Raw genomic sequence first — 17,403 nt, 5'->3', positions numbered from 1 at the left:
AAAGGCGGTTTATTTATGATAAATATATATGATGTTATCGTCGTTGGTGCAGGACATGCTGGTGTAGAATCCGCGCTGGCCGCAGCTCGTATGGGGTCCAAAACACTAATGATTACGATCAATCTGGATATGGTGGCCTTTATGCCTTGTAACCCATCTATTGGGGGACCGGCCAAAGGACATGTTGTACGCGAGATTGATGCACTTGGTGGGGAAATGGGACGGAATATCGATAAAACCTTTATTCAGATGCGGATGCTTAACACGGGTAAAGGGCCTGCTGTTCACGCGCTTCGTGCTCAGGCAGATAAATTCTCCTACCAGCATAAAATGAAGGAAACGATGGAGAATGAACGTAATCTGACGATGCGTCAGGGTATGGTTGATTCACTGATCGTTGAAGACGGAAAATGTGTAGGCGTTGTGACTCAGACCGGAACAGAGTACCGGGCTAAAGCGGTCGTTCTGACAACAGGCACATACTTGCGCGGTAAAGTAATTATGGGCGAGTTGATGTATGAGAGTGGACCGAACAATCAACAACCCTCTCTTAAATTGTCAGAGAATCTGCGTGAACTGGGCTTTGATCTGGTTCGTTTCAAAACGGGGACACCACCACGTGTGCATAAGGATACGATTGATTTTAGCAAAACCGAAATTCAGCCTGGTGATGACAAGCCGAAGTTCTTTTCCTATGAAACAGAATCTTCCGATAATGAGCAGTTGCCTTGCTGGTTGACGTATACATCTGTGGATACACATCAGATTATTAATGATAATCTGCATCGTGCTCCGATGTTCTCGGGGCTTATTGAAGGAACCGGACCACGTTATTGCCCTTCCATTGAAGATAAAATTGTTCGTTTCAGCGACAAGCCGAAACATCAGATATTCCTTGAGCCGGAAGGCAAGAACACATCCGAGTATTACGTACAGGGGTTGTCTACGAGTATGCCAGAAGACGTCCAACTGGCTATGCTGCGTTCAATTCCAGGTATGGAAAAAGTGGAAATGATGCGTAATGGTTATGCGATTGAATACGATGCGATGGTGCCTACACAATTGTGGCCTTCACTGGAAACTAAACGTCTACCAGGTCTGTTTACGGCGGGTCAGATTAATGGTACCTCCGGTTATGAAGAAGCAGCAGGACAAGGTGTTATGGCTGGAATCAACGCTGCACTCAAAGTACAGGGGAAAGAGCCGGTAATACTGGATCGTTCCCAAGGTTATATTGGCGTGCTGATTGATGATCTGGTGACAAAGGGTACAAATGAACCGTATCGTCTGTTGACTTCACGCGCTGAGTATCGTCTGTTGCTTCGCCATGATAATGCAGATATGCGTTTGACGGAAATCGGACATGACATTGGACTGATCCCTGAAGAGCGTTATGCGAAATTCCTGGATAAAAAGGCGAAAGTCGAGCAGGAAGTCGCACGTCTGAAAGTGGCTAAAGCTCGCCCGGTTGAAGTGAATGCCAAGCTGGAAGAGTACGGATCTACACCTATTCAGGATGGCAGTACGTTGCTTACCTTGCTGCGTCGCCCGGAGCTGGGGTATGAACTGATTGAACAGCTCTCACCATCTGAGGTAGAACTGACAGCAGATATGAAAGAACAAGTGGAAATACAAATTAAATATGCGGGTTATATTGAGAAACAATTGATCCACGTGGAACGTTTACAAAAGATGGAGAAAAAGAAAATTCCGGACACTATCGTATATGATGAGATTCATGGTCTTGCTATGGAAGCCAAACAGAAGCTCGCTACGATTCGTCCAATCTCGATTGGTCAGGCTTCTCGTATTGCTGGAGTTACTCCTGCCGACATCTCCATTCTGCTGGTCTACTTGGAGCATTATAACCGTGTAACCGCAGCAAGGGGACAATAATGGACGATATTCAACAGCAACTGCAGCGGCGCTTAAAGAAACATGGATTAGAGCTGGGCGAACTCCAGTTGGAGCAATTCGAACTGTATTATCAGGAACTGGTATCCTGGAATGAAAAGATGAATCTGACGGGCATAACGGATCGGGAGCAAGTGTATACCAAGCATTTCTATGATTCGGTATCGCTGGCTTTTTATACTGACATGGCCAAAGTGATTAAGCTTGCTGACATTGGATCAGGAGCGGGTTTTCCGGGATTGCCACTGAAAATCTGTTTCCCGCATATTAAGCTTACGATCATTGATTCATTGAATAAACGTATTGGCTTTCTACAGCATGTGGTAGATATCCTTGGCCTGACTGATGTGGATTTGGTCCATGGACGTGCTGAAGAGATTGGACGTAAAGAAGGGTATCGTGATAGCTACGATCTCGTTACGGCGCGTGCAGTAGCCAAGCTGGCTGTGCTGAATGAATTCTGCCTTCCTTTTGTTCGCAAAGGTGGAATGTTCGCTGCCATGAAGGGCGGAGACCCACGTGATGAAATGAAGGAAGCGGAGTTCAGCTTCAATCAGCTGAAAGGACGGGTTAAGGCCGTTCATCCTTTCCAGCTGCCGGTTGAAGAATCAGAGCGTCACATCATTCTGATTCAGAAATTTGATAAGACACCATATAAGTATCCGCGCAAACCAGGTACTCCAATGAAGACTCCGCTGATATAGTTGCGTGATGTTTACGAAGTCAGTCAAAACAGAATAGAATTTTAGACATAGATAAAGAGGATGTTTCACGTGAAACATTCCTCTTTTTTTTGTTTTCTGAATTGGAGGACTGGATCAACATTACAGATACTCCGTATTACATATCTCTTAAAGAACCTGTAATGATGAATCTCACGCATATTAGCTCATGAACAATTTCATTATTTGAATGTGTGTAAGTCGTCATATTTCCAATATTCACAAAGAAAAAGCAGGAAAATTAGCAGAGTTTAAAGAATAGGTAAGCATAGGATTATGATAGAAAAGATGATAGAATAGAAGTATCCGATCCTGGGTCACAGCGATCATAGATTATATGTATAGATAGATGGATATGCGTTCGATGTTGCATGACAGAAAGCGTTATGAAAGGCAAAACTTATTCCAAGAACGATGCATGTGAAAGGTCGCTTATTGAATAAGAAGCACCTGCAAAGACTGTGGGAGCTATTACGAAACTAGGTGGTAATCTGCGGAATGAAAGAACAATTTTCGAAGTTGTTTGGTTTGGCGGAGCGCAATAACGGAGATGAGATCAAACAGATTCCGGTTAATGAAATTGTGAGCAGCCCATATCAACCCCGTACTATTTTTGATGATGATAAAATTGATGAGTTGTTGCAGACGATCAAAACACATGGTGTAATTCAGCCTATTGTCGTTCGCGTGCGAAATGGATCATATGAGATTATTGCCGGGGAACGTCGCTGGCGTGCAGTTCGAAAATTGGGTTTGGATACGATTCCGGCTATTGTGCGTGAATTCAACGACTCTCAGGCCGCATCCATTGCACTGATTGAGAACTTGCAGCGTGAAGGATTGACTTCAATTGAGGAAGCTGTCGCTTATCAGAAGCTGATCGACTTGCATCAATTGACACAGGAAAGTCTGGCACAACGACTCGGCAAAAGCCAGTCAACTATCGCGAACAAAATTCGATTGTTACAGCTCCCGGAAGGCATTAAGGCCGCATTGATGGAACGCAAAATTTCTGAACGGCATGCAAGAGCATTACTTTCTCTCGATACGGAAGAACTGCAGATGAAGTTGCTCGGTGAGATTATCGAAAAAGAATTGAATGTGAAACAGACAGAGGCACGTGTTGCCTTTTACAAGGAATCTTCCAAGATTAAGAAATCTAGACGTGTTTCCTTTACCAAGGACGTAAGACTTGCACTTAATACAATTCGCCAATCCATTGATATGGTAACTGGCTCAGGTCTGGACATCAAAACAAAAGAAGCAGACCATGAGGATCATTATGAGATCGTTATCCATATTCCAAAACGCAAATAATTGAAGCTTATGGCGGCAATGGGCCGCTTTTTATGTCTATAAAGCAAGTTAGGTCTGACATTTATAAAGAACGGTCGGTATTGATGGAACGGTAGTTGTTGTTTGTGTGGACGATAGCCGCCTGCTTTTTGTTAACAATATCTCACAACCTACAGAAAAGACTCCTATTTTATTTGAGGTGAAGTAATTGTCTAAGATTATGGCCGTAGCAAATCAAAAGGGCGGTGTGGGGAAAACGACGACATCTGTTAACTTGGGTGCAGGACTGGCTTCACTCGGGAAAAGAGTATTGCTTGTCGATATTGACCCTCAGGGGAATACAACCAGCGGAGTCGGAATCAATAAAGCAGATGTGGCTAATTGTATATATGATGTCATTATTAATGAGGTTCCTCCTCAAGAAGCGATTGTGGAGACTCAGATTGAAGGCCTTCATATCATACCTGCAACGATTCAGCTTGCCGGAGCCGAGATCGAATTGGTGTCCACGATATCACGGGAAGTTCGCCTGAAAAAATCACTCGCCATGGTGAAGAAAAACTATGATTACATACTGATCGATTGTCCACCATCCCTTGGTATGTTAACGATTAATTCGTTGACTGCTTCCGATTCGGTGATCATTCCGATTCAGTGTGAGTATTATGCACTTGAAGGATTAAGTCAGTTGCTCAATACGGTTCGTCTGGTACAGAAACATCTGAATACATCCCTGCAGATTGAAGGGGTATTGTTGACGATGTTTGATGCACGGACCAATCTGGGGATTCAGGTTATTGAAGAAGTGAAAAAGTATTTTCAACAAAAAGTATATCAAACAATTATTCCGCGTAATGTACGGCTTAGTGAAGCACCATCTCATGGTCAATCCATTATCACGTATGACCCTCGTTCAAGAGGGGCGGAAGTGTATTTAGAGCTCGCAAAGGAAGTGATTTCTTATGAGTAAGCGGCTTGGAAAAGGTCTTGATGCCCTCATTCCTTCGCTTTCAATTAATGACGATGATAAAGTCGTAGAAATCCCGATTAGTCAACTGCGGGCTAACCCCTATCAACCACGTAAGGTATTTGATGAGGGCGCAATACATGAACTGGCTGAGTCCATTCGTCAGCATGGTGTCATACAACCCATTATTGTTCGTCCTGTATTACGAGGTTATGAGATTATTGCCGGAGAACGACGGTTCAGAGCTTCGCAATATTGTGGTAATGCCACGGTACCGGCTGTAGTCCGCAACTTTAGTGATCAGCAGGTAATGGAGATTGCGTTGATCGAAAACCTGCAACGGGAGAATCTGAACGCCATGGAAGTTGCAGTTGCTTATCAGGGGTTAATGGATCAATTCGCATTGACTCAGGAAGAGTTGTCTGTAAAAGTAGGTAAATCACGTTCTCACATTGCTAACTTCTTGCGTCTGTTATCGTTGCCGGAAGAAGTAAAAGACCATGTTTCACGTGGAACATTATCTATGGGACATGCACGTGCGATCGTGGGTGTGAAAGACGAGGTTATGGTGAAGCAACTTGCCAAACAAACCATTGATCAGCAATGGAGTGTACGTGAGTTGGAGGAAGCTGTTCAACAACTGGATCGCTCCAAAACAGGTGAGGCTAAAGCCAAATCGAAGTTGAAAAAGAAAGATCCATTCATTGATACGTTAGAAGAATCTCTGCGTGAACGTTTCAAAACAACAGTGAAAATCAAGCACAATAAAGATAAAGGTAAAATTGAGCTCAACTACTACAGTCAACAGGATCTGGAACGGCTATTGGAATTGTTACAATAACAGTCGGGTCTATGATTCATTAACAACATGCGGGGCTTACTCATGTCATGACATATCGCCTCTGTACCATGGAGATACGATATGTCATTCTTTGTTTATAGGGTTATACGTGCAATATGTGCAGGGGAATTATTAATTTATGGGACAGAGGTGGTTGTGAGGTGGAGGGAGTTATCTATCTAGATCATGCAGCAACATCTTGGCCCAAACCACCTGCTGTCGGTGATGCGATGTTGAGTGCATTGGAGATTGCCGGAGCTAATCCTGGCAGAGGAAGTCACCGTATGGCTGTTCAGGCAAGTCGTGTGTTGTTCGAGGCGAGGAAATCCATATCTAATATCTTTGGAATCAAAAATGCGAATGATATTGCATTCGGATCAAATACGACTGAAGCGCTAAATCTAGCTATTCAAGGCTCGCTCAGAGAGGGCGACCATGTGATTGCCACCATGGCTGAACATAACTCAGTCAGACGACCACTAGAGTATATGCGCAGACTCCGAAATGTGGAGATTGATTATGTACCTGTTGATGCTTCGGGAGCCATTGATCTGATGCATATGGAACGTATGTTTCGTTCCAATACCAGATTGGTGGTATGTACACATAGTTCGAATCTGCTTGGCAGTATTCTTCCTATTGGAGAAATTTCGCTCCTATGTCGTAAACATCAGGCGATCTTATTGGTAGATGCAGCTCAGAGTGCTGGGGTTATGCCTGTGAATGTACAACAATTGGGCATTGATATGTTGGCTTTTCCAGGGCATAAGGGACTGCTTGGTCCTCAGGGTACAGGGGGCTTGTACATTGCTCCAGAGCTCGATATAGAGCCTTTACTTCATGGAGGAACAGGAAGTCAGTCAGAAGCTCTGGAGCAGCCAAAGGTGCGTCCTGATCGGTATGAAGCGGGGACGCCGAATACAGTCGGGATCGCAGGGCTGAATGCGGGTGTGAAACATGTACTTGAGATGACACCCGCGTTCATCTACCAACATGAGTGGGAACTGACCCAACATATAATGGATGGGCTGTCATCCGTTAAGGGTATACGAATGCTTGGTCCAGAGATTGGACAGCCGCGCACTGGATTAGTATCTTTTACTGTAGATGGGTATGATTCAGCACAACTCGCCTTCCGTTTAGATCGGAATTATGGGATTGCGGTTCGCTCCGGTTTTCATTGCACACCCCTTGCACACGAATCTGCTGGTACAACCGCTACCGGAGCAGTAAGGGCCAGTGTGGGATACAATTCAACTAGAGAACATGTGGAAGCACTCGTTAAGGCAGTGTTGGAATTGACTGGAGCAGACTAGATTAGAGTTGAAATGATGAACTCATTTGATACAGGGTTGCTTGATTAAGCTTATGGATATCGGGTTGATTTATAATAAATGATAGTATTACAGGACAGACGTTAATCTGATCAAAAATATAGAGGGGTAGTTGCAATTACATGGCTGAATTAAACGAGCTGATTCTGGAACAGCTGTTATGGATTATTGGCGGAATGGCATTACTTACGGTGATCTTGCTGATTGTGAGTATTGTTCAAGGGGCAAAGTTACGAAAGTTTAAACGTAAATATGAAGCCATGATGGCTGGCAGTGGAGTAGAGGACCTGGAATCATTGCTGATTAATCTGAAACTTCAGATGGACAGCATTGAGGATGAACACAAACTGCAAACGAATCAGCTGCAAGTTGTCATGCAAAAGCTGACCCGCATTCAAGGTAAAGTTGGCGTGAAAAGGTACAATGCATATGGAGAGCGTGGCAGTGATCTGAGTTTCTCAATGGCCATGATTAACGATAGCCAGGATGGCATGATCCTTACGGGGATATATAACCGTGACGGTTCTTACGTATATGCCAAACCTCTTAAAGGGGGAGAGTCCACGTATACTCTGTCCCCAGAGGAAAAGGAAGCTATTACTCTGGCACAGCAAGCAGAGTAGAACGTGTATGCCATTCCCGGATGGCCGAGTATAGACTGCTGGAGATAATCTCGGACATGCGCATAACAAGACTGAGCCTTGTGTTCTGTAGAACAAAGTATTCCATAAAGCCGCCGACGTTAACGATACCTGTCAGATGGATATCGCCGACCGGCGGTAATTCTTTATTTACCCCCGCCCCCGGCTTGAGTGGACCATTCACAACTTGAATGCATCCTACACTGGATGATTGTCCGAGACATGCGTCAATGCCAATCACATAAGGGTTATGGTGTGTTTTCTGTATGTTGTGGAGTGTATCTTGCAGGTTCATCGCATGGACTGGTTCATCCAAAGTACCATATAGATGGAATAAAGGGCTGTCCCACTTGGAAAGGGCTGATCCGACCAGAGGACCAAGGCAGTCGCCTGTTGAGCGATCTGTGCCGATGCAGACAATCACTACATTTTGCAGAGAATGGGCTTTATAGAGATGGAACATTAAACGATGGGTAATGGCCGAGTGAATACCTGGATCGGTATGGGGGATTTTCAAACTGGTCATGTCTTGTGATGAAAAGGAACGCGAAGTAGGATTCATAGGATCTATCCTTTCCCTTGGAATAGTAGTAACAGTATATGGAAAGGTAGAGCGTTTTATACTTCACGAGGACAAGCTTTTTCTATAGGGCTGGACGTATGGCGAAAGGAGCCGGACATGGACGAATGGATTAACGATTGGATGCTGATTGCTTTTGATTCAACCCAGCAGGCACTGCGTGCTGAAATGCTGCTGGAGTTTGCTGAGATAGAGATTGATTTGTTCCCAACACCAAAAGAAATTACAGCAGGGTGTGCGCTATGTATTCAGTTCCCAAAAGAGGATCTGGAGCGAGTGCAAAAGATCATTCGTAACGAATTTGTAGAGATCCGAGGCCTCTATTTCAAAACAGAAGAAAGCTATGATAACATACCGATGTAGAGGAGGCATGATGAATGTTGTCATTTCAGTTTGCTCAAGGGACTACAGCTAGCGGTTCGGTAGCCGCCGTGGATGAAGCCCTTCGTTGGACGGATAAAGTCTGGAACAAAATTGCAGATCCCGATATGTGGCTTAACATTATGTTCAGCTCAATCCGGATCATCATTATTTTTATCATCACCCGTATTGTCATTAAGGTGGTATATCGAATTATAGATCGTTCCATGGAACGCAAGCAGGAAGGCAAGATTCGCGTGAATCCGCGCAGGTTTGTAACCGTAGGGGAACTGTTGAAAAATGCGACCTCCATAACATGTAATTTTATTATGATTCTGCTACTGTTATCTGAGATCAATATCCAAGTTGGACCGCTACTCGCGAGTGCTGGTGTGCTCGGGCTTGCCATTGGTTTTGGTGCACAGGGTCTGGTCAAGGATGTTATTACGGGTTTCTTCATTATATTGGAGGACCAGTTCGCAGTGGGGGATGTTATTCAGACGGGAACCTACAAGGGAACGGTTGAAGTGATCGGACTTAGAACTACCAAACTGGTCAGCTGGCAAGGTGAGGTGCACATTATCCCAAACGGGGCGATTGCAAGTGTAACGAACTACTCCATGTCGAATTCGCTGGCTGTAGTGGATATTCCGATGAAGGCGGACTTAAGTCTCGATGAGTCAGTACATCTGGTGAAAAAGTCTTTGGTTGGGATTGAAGAGCGTGACCTAAATATTGTGAAGGTGCCGGATGTGCTCGGTATACAGTCGATGTCTACATCTGAGTATGTGGTGCGAATTGTGGCTGAATGTATGCCTAACTCTCGTGCTTCGGTGGAACGTCAGATTCAGGGCGATGTGAAGAAAACACTGGAGTATCATGAGATGAGCAATCAAGCCATATTGGAACAGGCAGTAGCTTTGGAGAAAGATGAGGGGGATGGCACAGGTGGAGCGTAAAAGTTTCCAGCTTGGGGATATCGTGCAGATGAAGAAGCAGCATCCCTGTGGCAGCAATGAGATGGAGATCATTCGTATGGGTATGGATATTCGGATCAAGTGTGTCGGATGTAAACACAGCGTGTTGATTCCAAGAGCGAAATTCGAGAAAAACATGAAGAAGGTACTGCGTTCAGCCGAAGATTCCAATGAATCCTGATCTTGCAATAATTCGGTATGCAGTGTGCGTAATAACGTTTACATGCAGGCTCCGTATGAGTGTTGCGTTCTGTAAATGATCATGCTATAATCAATATTGCTGCGGAAAGGTACCCAAGAGGCCCAAGGGGGCTGACTCGAAATCAGTTAGGCGTGTCACAGCGTGCGTGGGTTCGAATCCCACCCTTTCCGCCACTTCAATTGTAACTTACTCAATACACATTGAGTTTAATAAAAAGATCGATAAGAAGACTTTCCATTAGGAAAGTCTTTTTTTGTATAACGTTTTATTGAATATGTATTGAAACGTGTATCCATATCAGATGCATCATTAATGACTCGAACGAAAAACAAAGAGCCCCGAAGGGCTCTTTATCCGGCGGTGCATTTGTTTGTTAGGAAACAATCGGTCGTAACAATCAGAAACTTGGTGTACTGCACGTAGCAATACGCGTGCTTCAGACGAAGGGCCTTACTACACATAACCACTTGCTTCTTAAATTACGTGATGAATCTCCAACAGCGAATGATCGGCTTCGTTGTCCAACGGAACCACACCTCTCTCGTGCACCGCCTGATTGTATTATGTGCTTTATTCCGTTTTATATACATGGATCGTCAAAAAAGTATTGCGATTAATGGACGCGGGCCTTGGTCAGCTTCTTCCACTTGCGATTATGATTGCTTGTTTCGGGAAAATCTTCACCTTTTTTCAGTGTTACCCGCTTTGGATTCTGAATTTCCGTGACAAAGCTTTTCTCCCCAACTTCCGTGTACTCTCCATCGTTTGGTGCTTTGTCTCCTGGTTCAAACTCGGTTTTTTCACCCATGATAAAACCTCCTCTGCAGATTATGTTACTTTGTTGCTTCTGTAGTGTGCTCCATAGCCAGGCTGATCATGTGCCAATATGTACAGGGAACGTTTGCTTGCACTTTGGCCCGGTATTTGTTATATTAATATAGTTCGAGTTTGTGCTCGTTCCTTGCTCTCAACCTAGATTGAGGGCCAGAGTCCATAAGGAGGTGAAAATTATGCGCAAATATGAAGTGATGTACATTATTCGTCCTGACATTGAGCAAGAAGTTGTTCAAGCTACAGTCGATAAATTCCAAGGCATCATCTCCAACGGCGGTGGTGAAGTTACAGCTCACGACGTTATGGGTAAACGCCGTCTTGCGTATGAGATCAAGAAATTCCGTGATGGTTTTTATGTTCTGGTACATTTCACTGCTGAACCAGCAGTTGTAACTGAACTTGAGCGTCTCATGAAGATTTCTGACGAAGTAATTCGTTATCTCATTACCAACGACGTTAAGTCTGCTTAAGACTACTCGTGATTAACGCACCAATACGCTCTGAAGGAGGGGATTACATTGTTGAACCGTGTCATTCTGATCGGACGGTTAACCCGGGATCCTGAGTTGCGTTACACTCCAGCAGGAGTAGCAGTTACGCAATTTACTTTGGCAGTGGACAGACCGTTTACAAGCCAAGGGGGAGAAAAGGAAGCCGATTTCATTCCGGTCGTAACCTGGAGACAGCTTGCCGAGACCTGTGCGAACTACTTGCGCAAAGGACGCCTGGCTGCAGTCGAAGGACGCATTCAAGTACGGAACTACGAGAATAACGAAGGAAAACGTGTATACGTGACCGAAGTCATTGCCGATAATGTCCGTTTCTTGGAGTCAGCTAACCGTGATAATAGCGGTGGCGGCGGTGGGCAACCAATGCGTGAAGAGCCTTCTTATGGAGGCGGCGGACGCGCGAACAATAACAATAATTCGCGTAGCAACAATCAGGATCCTTTTTCCGATGACGGAAAACCGATTGATATATCGGATGATGATTTGCCATTTTAACATGAACTGATACTCTTAGGAGATATGGGTTACATGATAGGAAAGGACTGAAAAGCATGGGCTTCAAGCAAAGAGAAGGCGGAGACAACGATAAAAGACCGGCACGTCGTGGCGGCCGTAATAAACGTCGTAAAGTGTGCTTCTTCACAGCTAACAAAATTACTCACATCGATTATAAAGATACGGACTTGCTTCGTAAATTTATCAGCGAACGTGGAAAAATTTTGCCACGCCGTGTAACAGGTACTAGCGCTAAATATCAACGCATGCTGACGATTGCAATCAAACGCTCCCGTCAAATCGCATTATTGCCATACACAACTGAGTAGTCTTTACTCAGCTTGCATACGAAGCAGTCGGCTTATAGCCGGCTGCTTTTTTGTATATATGAATAGAAGTAATAGAAATAACAGATCCACTCTAACAAATGGAAGAATTCAACTGTGGTGATAGAAGCATTCAAGGCTCAAATGAATTATAATAGAGTCTAATCTACTGAAAAGGTTCAGGCAGCAGGAATAGCTGTTTATTTCAGAATAAACACCAGGAGTGGATATGAATACATCAAAACGTAAAGGCAAACAGAGAAAAAAGAGCAGTCTAAAAACCTGGATTATAGCTACTCTTTTACTTTCCATTATATATGTATGGTTACAGCAAAAAGGTGATATAGATAACAGGTGGCCCGGGACAACAATTCAAGAAGCTATGCCAATCACCGGCCTACATCCTGTGGTAGCAGAGAATGAGGAATTATTGGTACGTAAGGCAGCGAGACGTGGAATAGTGATTGTTATCACCCACGGCTACCGAAGTTCCGAGGAGCAAGATGCACTATTCAACCAAGGACGCTCAAGTGCAGGTAATATCGTTACTAATGCGCGTGGTGGTGAGTCATATCATAACTACGGATTAGCAATTGATTTTGCACTGAGTACGCCTGACGGTGATGTGGTGTGGGATATGGAACGTGATGATAACGGCAATGGCAAGTCAGACTGGATGGAAGTTATGGAGCTTGCCAAAGAGTTAGGTTTCACTTGGGGTGGAGATTGGGCAAACTTTCCGGACTATCCTCACTTGCAGATGGATTTTGGCTTGAGTATTAATGAGTTAAAACGTGGTAAAAGACCTCCTGATTCTCCGTAAAAGGTTGTTTTATATACAATTAAATGAATAAATATTAGATAAGCTCTGCATTTTGCAGGGCTTTTTTCTTTCTTTTGTAAAATAAATGATAAAAGATGACAATTTGGTCTTTACATTAGCAAATAAATAAAACTATACTAGATTAACTAGATTTCTTACTTTGATCGCATATATTATTTCGATTGTAGTATATCGGCTCCGATTAAATAAAATTCAGCTATAGATCGAGTTATAATCATCACTTATATATGTAACATTTACCTCACGCCAAATTAAGAATGTCTACTAAAGTCAAAGCATACACATACACTAGATGTAACTACTATGTTATGTATATGTTATTTTGACTAATTGCCTATGTGCACCTCACAGCCAAAAAACAAAATAATACCACTCAAATTCTCTGATATATACCTTTATAGTATTACTAATATCCAAATCTGTATTATAAAAAACATTTATACCAAAAATCTCAAAATAAGCATTGACGTTAGCTAAAATTACACGTATGATTACATTAATTATTTTGATATATAATTCCGCTAGGAATTATCAACATTAATTGACCAATGGTCTAAATATGAGTCTCTTAAACTTGTTTCTCCTAACAATTTGGTATTTTGTATAAGCTATTGTTCGTTATCTTCAAGAACTTGGAAATATACAGTGGATGCATTTCTCTACACACGAATACAATCTACGGAAATTATGGGGTTAGGGTGATTGATTTGAATACAGAGCTATTGGAAGTCAGAAATCTAACAACATCATTCAGAATTGAAGATGACTATTATGCAGCAGTGGATCACGTTAACCTTACGGTGAAGAAAAATGAAGTGTTGGCGATAGTAGGTGAATCCGGGTCAGGTAAAAGTGCTTTTGCATTCTCTCTTATGGGTTTGCATAACAAAGCAAAAATTGAAGGCCAGATTCTCTATAAAGGACAAGATATTGCCAATATCTCCCCAAGCAAGTTAAACAAGCTACGAGGCAAAGAAATGGGCATGATTTTTCAGGACCCATTGTCCGCACTAAATCCTCTAATGATTATTGGTGAACAGATTGAAGAGATTCTCACACTTCATCAGTCCAAGCTGTCTTCCAGAGAGAAGAGAGAAAAGGTCATTCACTTATTGAATCAGGTAGGGATTCCACGTCCCGAACAAATATACAAGCAGTATCCCCACGAACTATCTGGTGGTATGAGACAGAGAATTGTTATCGCCATTGCGATTGCCAACAAACCGGAACTACTCATAGCCGATGAACCAACGACGGCGCTTGACGTTACGATTCAACTACAGATCCTGGAGCTGATCCGTGATCTGAAGAATGAAATTAACGCAGGCATTATTCTGATTACACATGATCTGGGTGTCGTAGCTGAGATGGCTGATCGCGTTGCAGTAATGTATGCAGGCGAAATTGTTGAAATCGCAGATATCTTCACATTGATGAACGATGCGAAGCATCCATATACCCGCTCACTGTTGAACTCTATTCCCACCCTGTCTGAAGAAAGATCCAAATTACATGTCATCCAAGGCATCGTACCATCACTCAAAAACCTTCCTCGCAAAGGGTGCAGATTCAAAGCCCGAATTCCATGGATTAGTGATTCGGCTCATGAAGAGAACCCACAGATGCATGAAATTGCACCAGGTCACTTTGTACGGTGTACCTGTTACCAGCACTTTCATTTCCCTGACCAAAGCTGAGGAGGAATAACATAATGGCATTACTCGAAGTAGAAGGGCTCAAGATACACTTTCCGATTCGCGGTGGATTGCTTAAACGGGAAATTGGCAGTGTAAAGGCTGTTGATGATGTTAGCTTCTCCATTGAAGAAGGACAGACCTATGGTCTGGTTGGCGAATCAGGTTCAGGTAAGACAACAACAGGCAGAGCCATTATTGGGCTAAACCATGTCACTGACGGAAAGATTCTGTTTAATGGAAAAAATTTGGCTACGGAGCGACGTAAGAACAGGCAGCTCCAGCGGGATGTACAAATGATTTTTCAAGACCCATATTCATCATTGAATCCAAAAAAGCGGGTTATCGATATTATTGCTGAGCCTTTCCGTAACTATGAGCGTCTGACCGCTACCGAGGAAAAAAGACAAGTAAGAGAATTACTTGAAAGGGTTGGTCTAAGTCCGGAATCAATCTACAAATATCCGCATGAATTCTCAGGGGGGCAGCGCCAACGGATCGGCATTGCACGGGCTATTGCACTGAAGCCGAAGCTAATTATCGCGGATGAACCTGTATCTGCACTCGATGTATCGGTACAGGCTCAGGTACTCAACTTCATGCAGGAAATTCAAAAAGAACTGAATCTGACCTATCTGTTCATCAGTCACGATCTGGGCATCATTCGTCATATGTGTGATCAGATTGGAATTATGTATAAAGGTCGATATGTGGAACAGGGCACAACAAATGATATTTTTGAGAATCCGCAACACATCTATACCAAACGTCTTATTGCAGCCATTCCGGATATGGACCCAACCAAACGAGAGGAAATGGTAGCCTTCCGTCAACAGGTCAAATCCGAGTATGAACATTCATACCGAAATTTCTTTGATGAGGAAGGGCTTGCATACTCGCTCAAATCCATTTCCGATACTCACCGAGTAGCTCTACCTCAGAAAGGTTGAAGGCCATATGTGGAAAACGATAGTACGCAGAATTATCATAATGATCCCTCAGATCTTTTTACTTAGTCTTTTGGTCTTTCTGATGGCCAAGGCCATGCCTGGCGATGCACTAACGGGATTGCTTGATCCAAGCGTTGATCCCAAAGCATTGGAAGCCCAGCGAGAGAGACTGGGATTGAATAATCCCTGGTACGTGCAATATTGGGACTGGATCAAAAACGCCGTCCAAGGTGATTTTGGGCAATCCTTCCGTTTCAAAATGCCGGTTACCGACTTGATCGGTCAGCGTGTAGCAAACACATTCTGGCTCGCACTGGCGACACTTGTACTGACATACCTGATCGCTATTCCACTGGGTATCATCAGTGGTCGTTACAACGATACCTGGTCTGATCGGTTGATCACGGGATACACCTATCTGGGGTTTGCCGCACCATTGTTCATCTTCGCACTGGTGATGGTATGGATCTTCGGATTCCACTTCGGCTGGTTCCCGACAGGAGGTAGCGTTGCGCCGGGACTTACACCAGGCACATTCAGCTACATAATGAGTAAGTTCTATCATCTATTATTGCCGGCATTATCCATGGCACTAATTACAACGGTATCTACGGTTCAATATTTACGTAGTGAAATCATTGATATCAAGCATAAGGAATTCGTTATTACTGCCAGAGCCAAAGGCGCCTCGGAATCCCGGATCTACAACAGGCATATCTTGAGGAACTCACTATTACCTATCGCCGCGTTCTTCGGATATGAGATTACAGGGCTTATCGGAGGTACGGTATTTATCGAAAGTATATTCAGTTATCCAGGTATGGGGCAGTTGTTCCTGAGTTCCATCTCATTGCGTGACTTCAGCGTTGTGACTGCACTCGTATTGTTGTATGGCGTAGCTTCCATTCTCGGGGCATTGCTGTCTGACATAATTCTGGGAATTGTAGATCCACGTATACGGATCAAGTAAGAACTTGAAGATTTCGGGGTGAAAACAAGATGAGCAAGGCCAACGAGGTAGTTGTAACTTCACAAAAGGTTGATAAAAGCCCCTCCAGCTTGAGTATTGTATGGCGGGAGCTTGTCAGAGATAAGGTGGCACTAATCTCGCTCATTTTCTTGGGCTTGGTCATGTTGCTGGTATATGGTACGTCTCTCATTCTGAATCAGGATGATATCGTACGCGTGGATCTGTTTGCCTTATATGAACCACCATCCGCTAAGTATTGGCTTGGAACGGACTATGGAGGTCGTGATGTATTTGGCCAACTGGTCATCGGTACACGTAACTCCCTGACCATTGGAATTATCGTAACGTTAATGACTGGCTTCATAGGTATCTTAATTGGCCTTTTATCCGGTTATTTCGGTGGAATGATAGACAACCTGTTTATGCGTGTTGTTGATTTCTTCATGATCCTTCCGATGTTGATGATTGTTATCGCGTTTGTTACGGCAGTACCGAAATACAATATCATCTCGTTCTCTCTTATCATGACGGCATTTCTCTGGATGGGTATCGCCAGATTGATTCGCTCCAAAGCATTACAGGAACGGGAACTGGATTATGTAAAAGCTTCAAAAACATTGGGCTCTTCTCATCTGAAGATTATGCTCTCACAGGTTCTTCCGAATCTGAGCTCCATTATCATCGTAACGATGACATTGAATCTCGCTGCCAACATTGGCCTCGAATCCGGGCTGTCTTTCCTAGGGTTTGGTTTTCCCGAAAGTACGCCTAGTCTTGGAACACTCGTAAGTTATGCACGTAATCCGCAAACCCTGGAATCCAGATGGTGGATATGGCTACCCGCATCGGTACTGATTCTGGTATTGATGTTGAGTATAAATAATGTCGGTCAAGCCCTAAAGCGTGCGACTGATGCAAGACAAAGAAGAGGTTAAAAAAAGGGAGGA

20 protein-coding genes and 1 tRNA gene are annotated in these 17,403 nt (G+C 43.7%); 19 read left to right on the top strand and 2 right to left on the bottom strand.

The window, feature by feature from the left end; translation table 11 throughout:
* Nucleotides 1-15: 15 nt before the first annotated feature.
* The 7 genes from mnmG to MHB43_RS32435 all read left to right on the top strand — a co-directional run bounded on the left by mnmG (nucleotide 16) and on the right by MHB43_RS32435 (nucleotide 7,697).
* On the top strand, nucleotides 16-1,896 hold the full coding sequence (mnmG, locus tag MHB43_RS32465; RefSeq protein ID WP_339180926.1) for a tRNA uridine-5-carboxymethylaminomethyl(34) synthesis enzyme MnmG: 1,881 nt from the start codon (nucleotides 16-18) through the stop codon (nucleotides 1,894-1,896).
* On the top strand, nucleotides 1,896-2,618 hold the full coding sequence (gene rsmG / locus MHB43_RS32460; RefSeq protein WP_339180923.1) for a 16S rRNA (guanine(527)-N(7))-methyltransferase RsmG: 723 nt from the start codon (nucleotides 1,896-1,898) through the stop codon (nucleotides 2,616-2,618). The genes mnmG and rsmG overlap by 1 nt, the downstream gene beginning before the upstream one ends.
* Nucleotides 2,619-3,134: 516 nt before the next feature.
* Entirely contained in the window at nucleotides 3,135-3,953 is an 819-nt protein-coding gene (gene noc / locus MHB43_RS32455; protein ID WP_091012196.1) for a nucleoid occlusion protein, read from the top strand.
* 187 nt (nucleotides 3,954-4,140) lie between these two features.
* Complete coding sequence (locus tag MHB43_RS32450; protein ID WP_024629525.1) at nucleotides 4,141-4,902, top strand: ParA family protein; 762 nt, start codon at nucleotides 4,141-4,143, stop codon at nucleotides 4,900-4,902.
* Nucleotides 4,895-5,740 (top strand): ParB/RepB/Spo0J family partition protein, encoded by an 846-nt coding sequence (locus MHB43_RS32445; RefSeq protein ID WP_062836525.1) that lies wholly within the window; start codon nucleotides 4,895-4,897, stop codon nucleotides 5,738-5,740. Before MHB43_RS32450 ends, MHB43_RS32445 begins: the two co-directional genes overlap by 8 nt.
* A gap of 161 nt (nucleotides 5,741-5,901) precedes the next feature.
* Nucleotides 5,902-7,056 (top strand): aminotransferase class V-fold PLP-dependent enzyme, encoded by a 1,155-nt coding sequence (locus tag MHB43_RS32440; RefSeq protein ID WP_339180920.1) that lies wholly within the window; start codon nucleotides 5,902-5,904, stop codon nucleotides 7,054-7,056.
* Nucleotides 7,057-7,196: 140 nt separating this feature from the next.
* The gene (locus tag MHB43_RS32435) at nucleotides 7,197-7,697 is read left to right on the top strand and encodes a DUF4446 family protein (RefSeq protein ID WP_047841029.1); all 501 of its coding nucleotides are present in this window, start codon (nucleotides 7,197-7,199) and stop codon (nucleotides 7,695-7,697) included.
* Here the strand turns inward: MHB43_RS32435 and yyaC are convergent.
* On the bottom strand, nucleotides 7,672-8,277 hold the full coding sequence (yyaC, locus tag MHB43_RS32430; protein WP_036611957.1) for a spore protease YyaC: 606 nt from the start codon (nucleotides 8,275-8,277) through the stop codon (nucleotides 7,672-7,674). The genes MHB43_RS32435 and yyaC overlap by 26 nt on opposite strands.
* A 117-nt stretch (nucleotides 8,278-8,394) precedes the next feature.
* Here yyaC and MHB43_RS32425 point away from each other — a divergent pair, with 117 nt between their 5' ends.
* The 4 genes from MHB43_RS32425 to MHB43_RS32410 all read left to right on the top strand — a co-directional run bounded on the left by MHB43_RS32425 (nucleotide 8,395) and on the right by MHB43_RS32410 (nucleotide 10,007).
* Complete coding sequence (locus tag MHB43_RS32425) at nucleotides 8,395-8,658, top strand: DUF3343 domain-containing protein (protein ID WP_211082864.1); 264 nt, start codon at nucleotides 8,395-8,397, stop codon at nucleotides 8,656-8,658.
* A 14-nt stretch (nucleotides 8,659-8,672) separates the two neighbouring features.
* Nucleotides 8,673-9,614, top strand: a complete 942-nt coding sequence (locus MHB43_RS32420; protein WP_339180914.1) for a mechanosensitive ion channel family protein — start codon at nucleotides 8,673-8,675, stop codon at nucleotides 9,612-9,614.
* The gene (locus MHB43_RS32415; RefSeq protein WP_339180911.1) at nucleotides 9,604-9,813 is read left to right on the top strand and encodes a DUF951 domain-containing protein; all 210 of its coding nucleotides are present in this window, start codon (nucleotides 9,604-9,606) and stop codon (nucleotides 9,811-9,813) included. The genes MHB43_RS32420 and MHB43_RS32415 overlap by 11 nt, the downstream gene beginning before the upstream one ends.
* 103 nt (nucleotides 9,814-9,916) lie before the next feature.
* A tRNA-Ser gene (locus MHB43_RS32410) sits at nucleotides 9,917-10,007 on the top strand.
* 440 nt (nucleotides 10,008-10,447) lie between these two features.
* Here MHB43_RS32410 and MHB43_RS32405 read toward each other — a convergent pair.
* Nucleotides 10,448-10,642, bottom strand: coding sequence for a YjzC family protein (locus MHB43_RS32405; RefSeq protein ID WP_221820238.1), 195 nt, complete (start codon nucleotides 10,640-10,642; stop codon nucleotides 10,448-10,450).
* Between the two features lie 202 nt (nucleotides 10,643-10,844).
* Between MHB43_RS32405 and rpsF the strand changes: the two genes are divergently transcribed.
* The 8 genes from rpsF to MHB43_RS32365 all read left to right on the top strand — a co-directional run bounded on the left by rpsF (nucleotide 10,845) and on the right by MHB43_RS32365 (nucleotide 17,391).
* Nucleotides 10,845-11,138 (top strand): 30S ribosomal protein S6, encoded by a 294-nt coding sequence (gene rpsF, locus MHB43_RS32400; protein ID WP_036611944.1) that lies wholly within the window; start codon nucleotides 10,845-10,847, stop codon nucleotides 11,136-11,138.
* 48 nt (nucleotides 11,139-11,186) lie between these two features.
* Complete coding sequence (ssb, locus tag MHB43_RS32395; RefSeq protein ID WP_017691432.1) at nucleotides 11,187-11,672, top strand: single-stranded DNA-binding protein; 486 nt, start codon at nucleotides 11,187-11,189, stop codon at nucleotides 11,670-11,672.
* 56 nt (nucleotides 11,673-11,728) lie between these two features.
* Entirely contained in the window at nucleotides 11,729-12,001 is a 273-nt protein-coding gene (gene rpsR / locus MHB43_RS32390; protein WP_017691433.1) for a 30S ribosomal protein S18, read from the top strand.
* A gap of 226 nt (nucleotides 12,002-12,227) precedes the next feature.
* Entirely contained in the window at nucleotides 12,228-12,821 is a 594-nt protein-coding gene (locus tag MHB43_RS32385; protein WP_405131071.1) for a M15 family metallopeptidase, read from the top strand.
* Nucleotides 12,822-13,549: 728 nt separating this feature from the next.
* Nucleotides 13,550-14,539, top strand: a complete 990-nt coding sequence (locus MHB43_RS32380; RefSeq protein ID WP_339180906.1) for an ABC transporter ATP-binding protein — start codon at nucleotides 13,550-13,552, stop codon at nucleotides 14,537-14,539.
* A gap of 14 nt (nucleotides 14,540-14,553) precedes the next feature.
* Nucleotides 14,554-15,486 carry an ABC transporter ATP-binding protein gene (locus MHB43_RS32375; protein WP_260632670.1) on the top strand — a complete coding sequence of 311 codons (933 nt, stop codon included), beginning with the start codon at nucleotides 14,554-14,556 and terminating at the stop codon, nucleotides 15,484-15,486.
* 7 nt (nucleotides 15,487-15,493) lie between these two features.
* A complete protein-coding gene (gene opp4B, locus MHB43_RS32370) occupies nucleotides 15,494-16,456 on the top strand; it encodes an oligopeptide ABC transporter permease (RefSeq protein ID WP_221820232.1) in 963 nt (320 codons plus the stop codon).
* 29 nt (nucleotides 16,457-16,485) lie between these two features.
* A complete protein-coding gene (locus MHB43_RS32365) occupies nucleotides 16,486-17,391 on the top strand; it encodes an ABC transporter permease (RefSeq protein ID WP_221820229.1) in 906 nt (301 codons plus the stop codon).
* The last annotated feature ends 12 nt before the right edge of the window (nucleotides 17,392-17,403 follow it).

Origin of the sequence: Paenibacillus sp. FSL H8-0317 (genome assembly GCF_045040685.1) — a bacterium.
GTDB lineage: Bacteria > Bacillota > Bacilli > Paenibacillales > Paenibacillaceae > Paenibacillus.
Note: the sequence above shows the minus strand (reverse complement) of the source record. Positions and strands in the feature narration are given on the sequence as shown.

What these genes read in the sequence shown, in the direction of transcription:
- mnmG (WP_339180926.1), top strand. Translation starts at nt 16, where the DNA reads ATGATAAATATATATGATGTTATCGTCGTTGGTGCAGGACATGCTGGT.
- rsmG (WP_339180923.1), top strand. Translation starts at nt 1,896, where the DNA reads ATGGACGATATTCAACAGCAACTGCAGCGGCGCTTAAAGAAACATGGA.
- noc (WP_091012196.1), top strand. Translation starts at nt 3,135, where the DNA reads ATGAAAGAACAATTTTCGAAGTTGTTTGGTTTGGCGGAGCGCAATAAC.
- MHB43_RS32445 (WP_062836525.1), top strand. Translation starts at nt 4,895, where the DNA reads ATGAGTAAGCGGCTTGGAAAAGGTCTTGATGCCCTCATTCCTTCGCTT.
- MHB43_RS32435 (WP_047841029.1), top strand. Translation starts at nt 7,197, where the DNA reads ATGGCTGAATTAAACGAGCTGATTCTGGAACAGCTGTTATGGATTATT.
- yyaC (WP_036611957.1), bottom strand. Translation starts at nt 8,277, where the DNA reads ATGAATCCTACTTCGCGTTCCTTTTCATCACAAGACATGACCAGTTTG.
- MHB43_RS32425 (WP_211082864.1), top strand. Translation starts at nt 8,395, where the DNA reads ATGGACGAATGGATTAACGATTGGATGCTGATTGCTTTTGATTCAACC.
- MHB43_RS32420 (WP_339180914.1), top strand. Translation starts at nt 8,673, where the DNA reads ATGTTGTCATTTCAGTTTGCTCAAGGGACTACAGCTAGCGGTTCGGTA.
- MHB43_RS32405 (WP_221820238.1), bottom strand. Translation starts at nt 10,642, where the DNA reads ATGGGTGAAAAAACCGAGTTTGAACCAGGAGACAAAGCACCAAACGAT.
- rpsF (WP_036611944.1), top strand. Translation starts at nt 10,845, where the DNA reads ATGCGCAAATATGAAGTGATGTACATTATTCGTCCTGACATTGAGCAA.
- rpsR (WP_017691433.1), top strand. Translation starts at nt 11,729, where the DNA reads ATGGGCTTCAAGCAAAGAGAAGGCGGAGACAACGATAAAAGACCGGCA.
- MHB43_RS32385 (WP_405131071.1), top strand. Translation starts at nt 12,228, where the DNA reads ATGAATACATCAAAACGTAAAGGCAAACAGAGAAAAAAGAGCAGTCTA.
- MHB43_RS32375 (WP_260632670.1), top strand. Translation starts at nt 14,554, where the DNA reads ATGGCATTACTCGAAGTAGAAGGGCTCAAGATACACTTTCCGATTCGC.
- opp4B (WP_221820232.1), top strand. Translation starts at nt 15,494, where the DNA reads ATGTGGAAAACGATAGTACGCAGAATTATCATAATGATCCCTCAGATC.
- MHB43_RS32365 (WP_221820229.1), top strand. Translation starts at nt 16,486, where the DNA reads ATGAGCAAGGCCAACGAGGTAGTTGTAACTTCACAAAAGGTTGATAAA.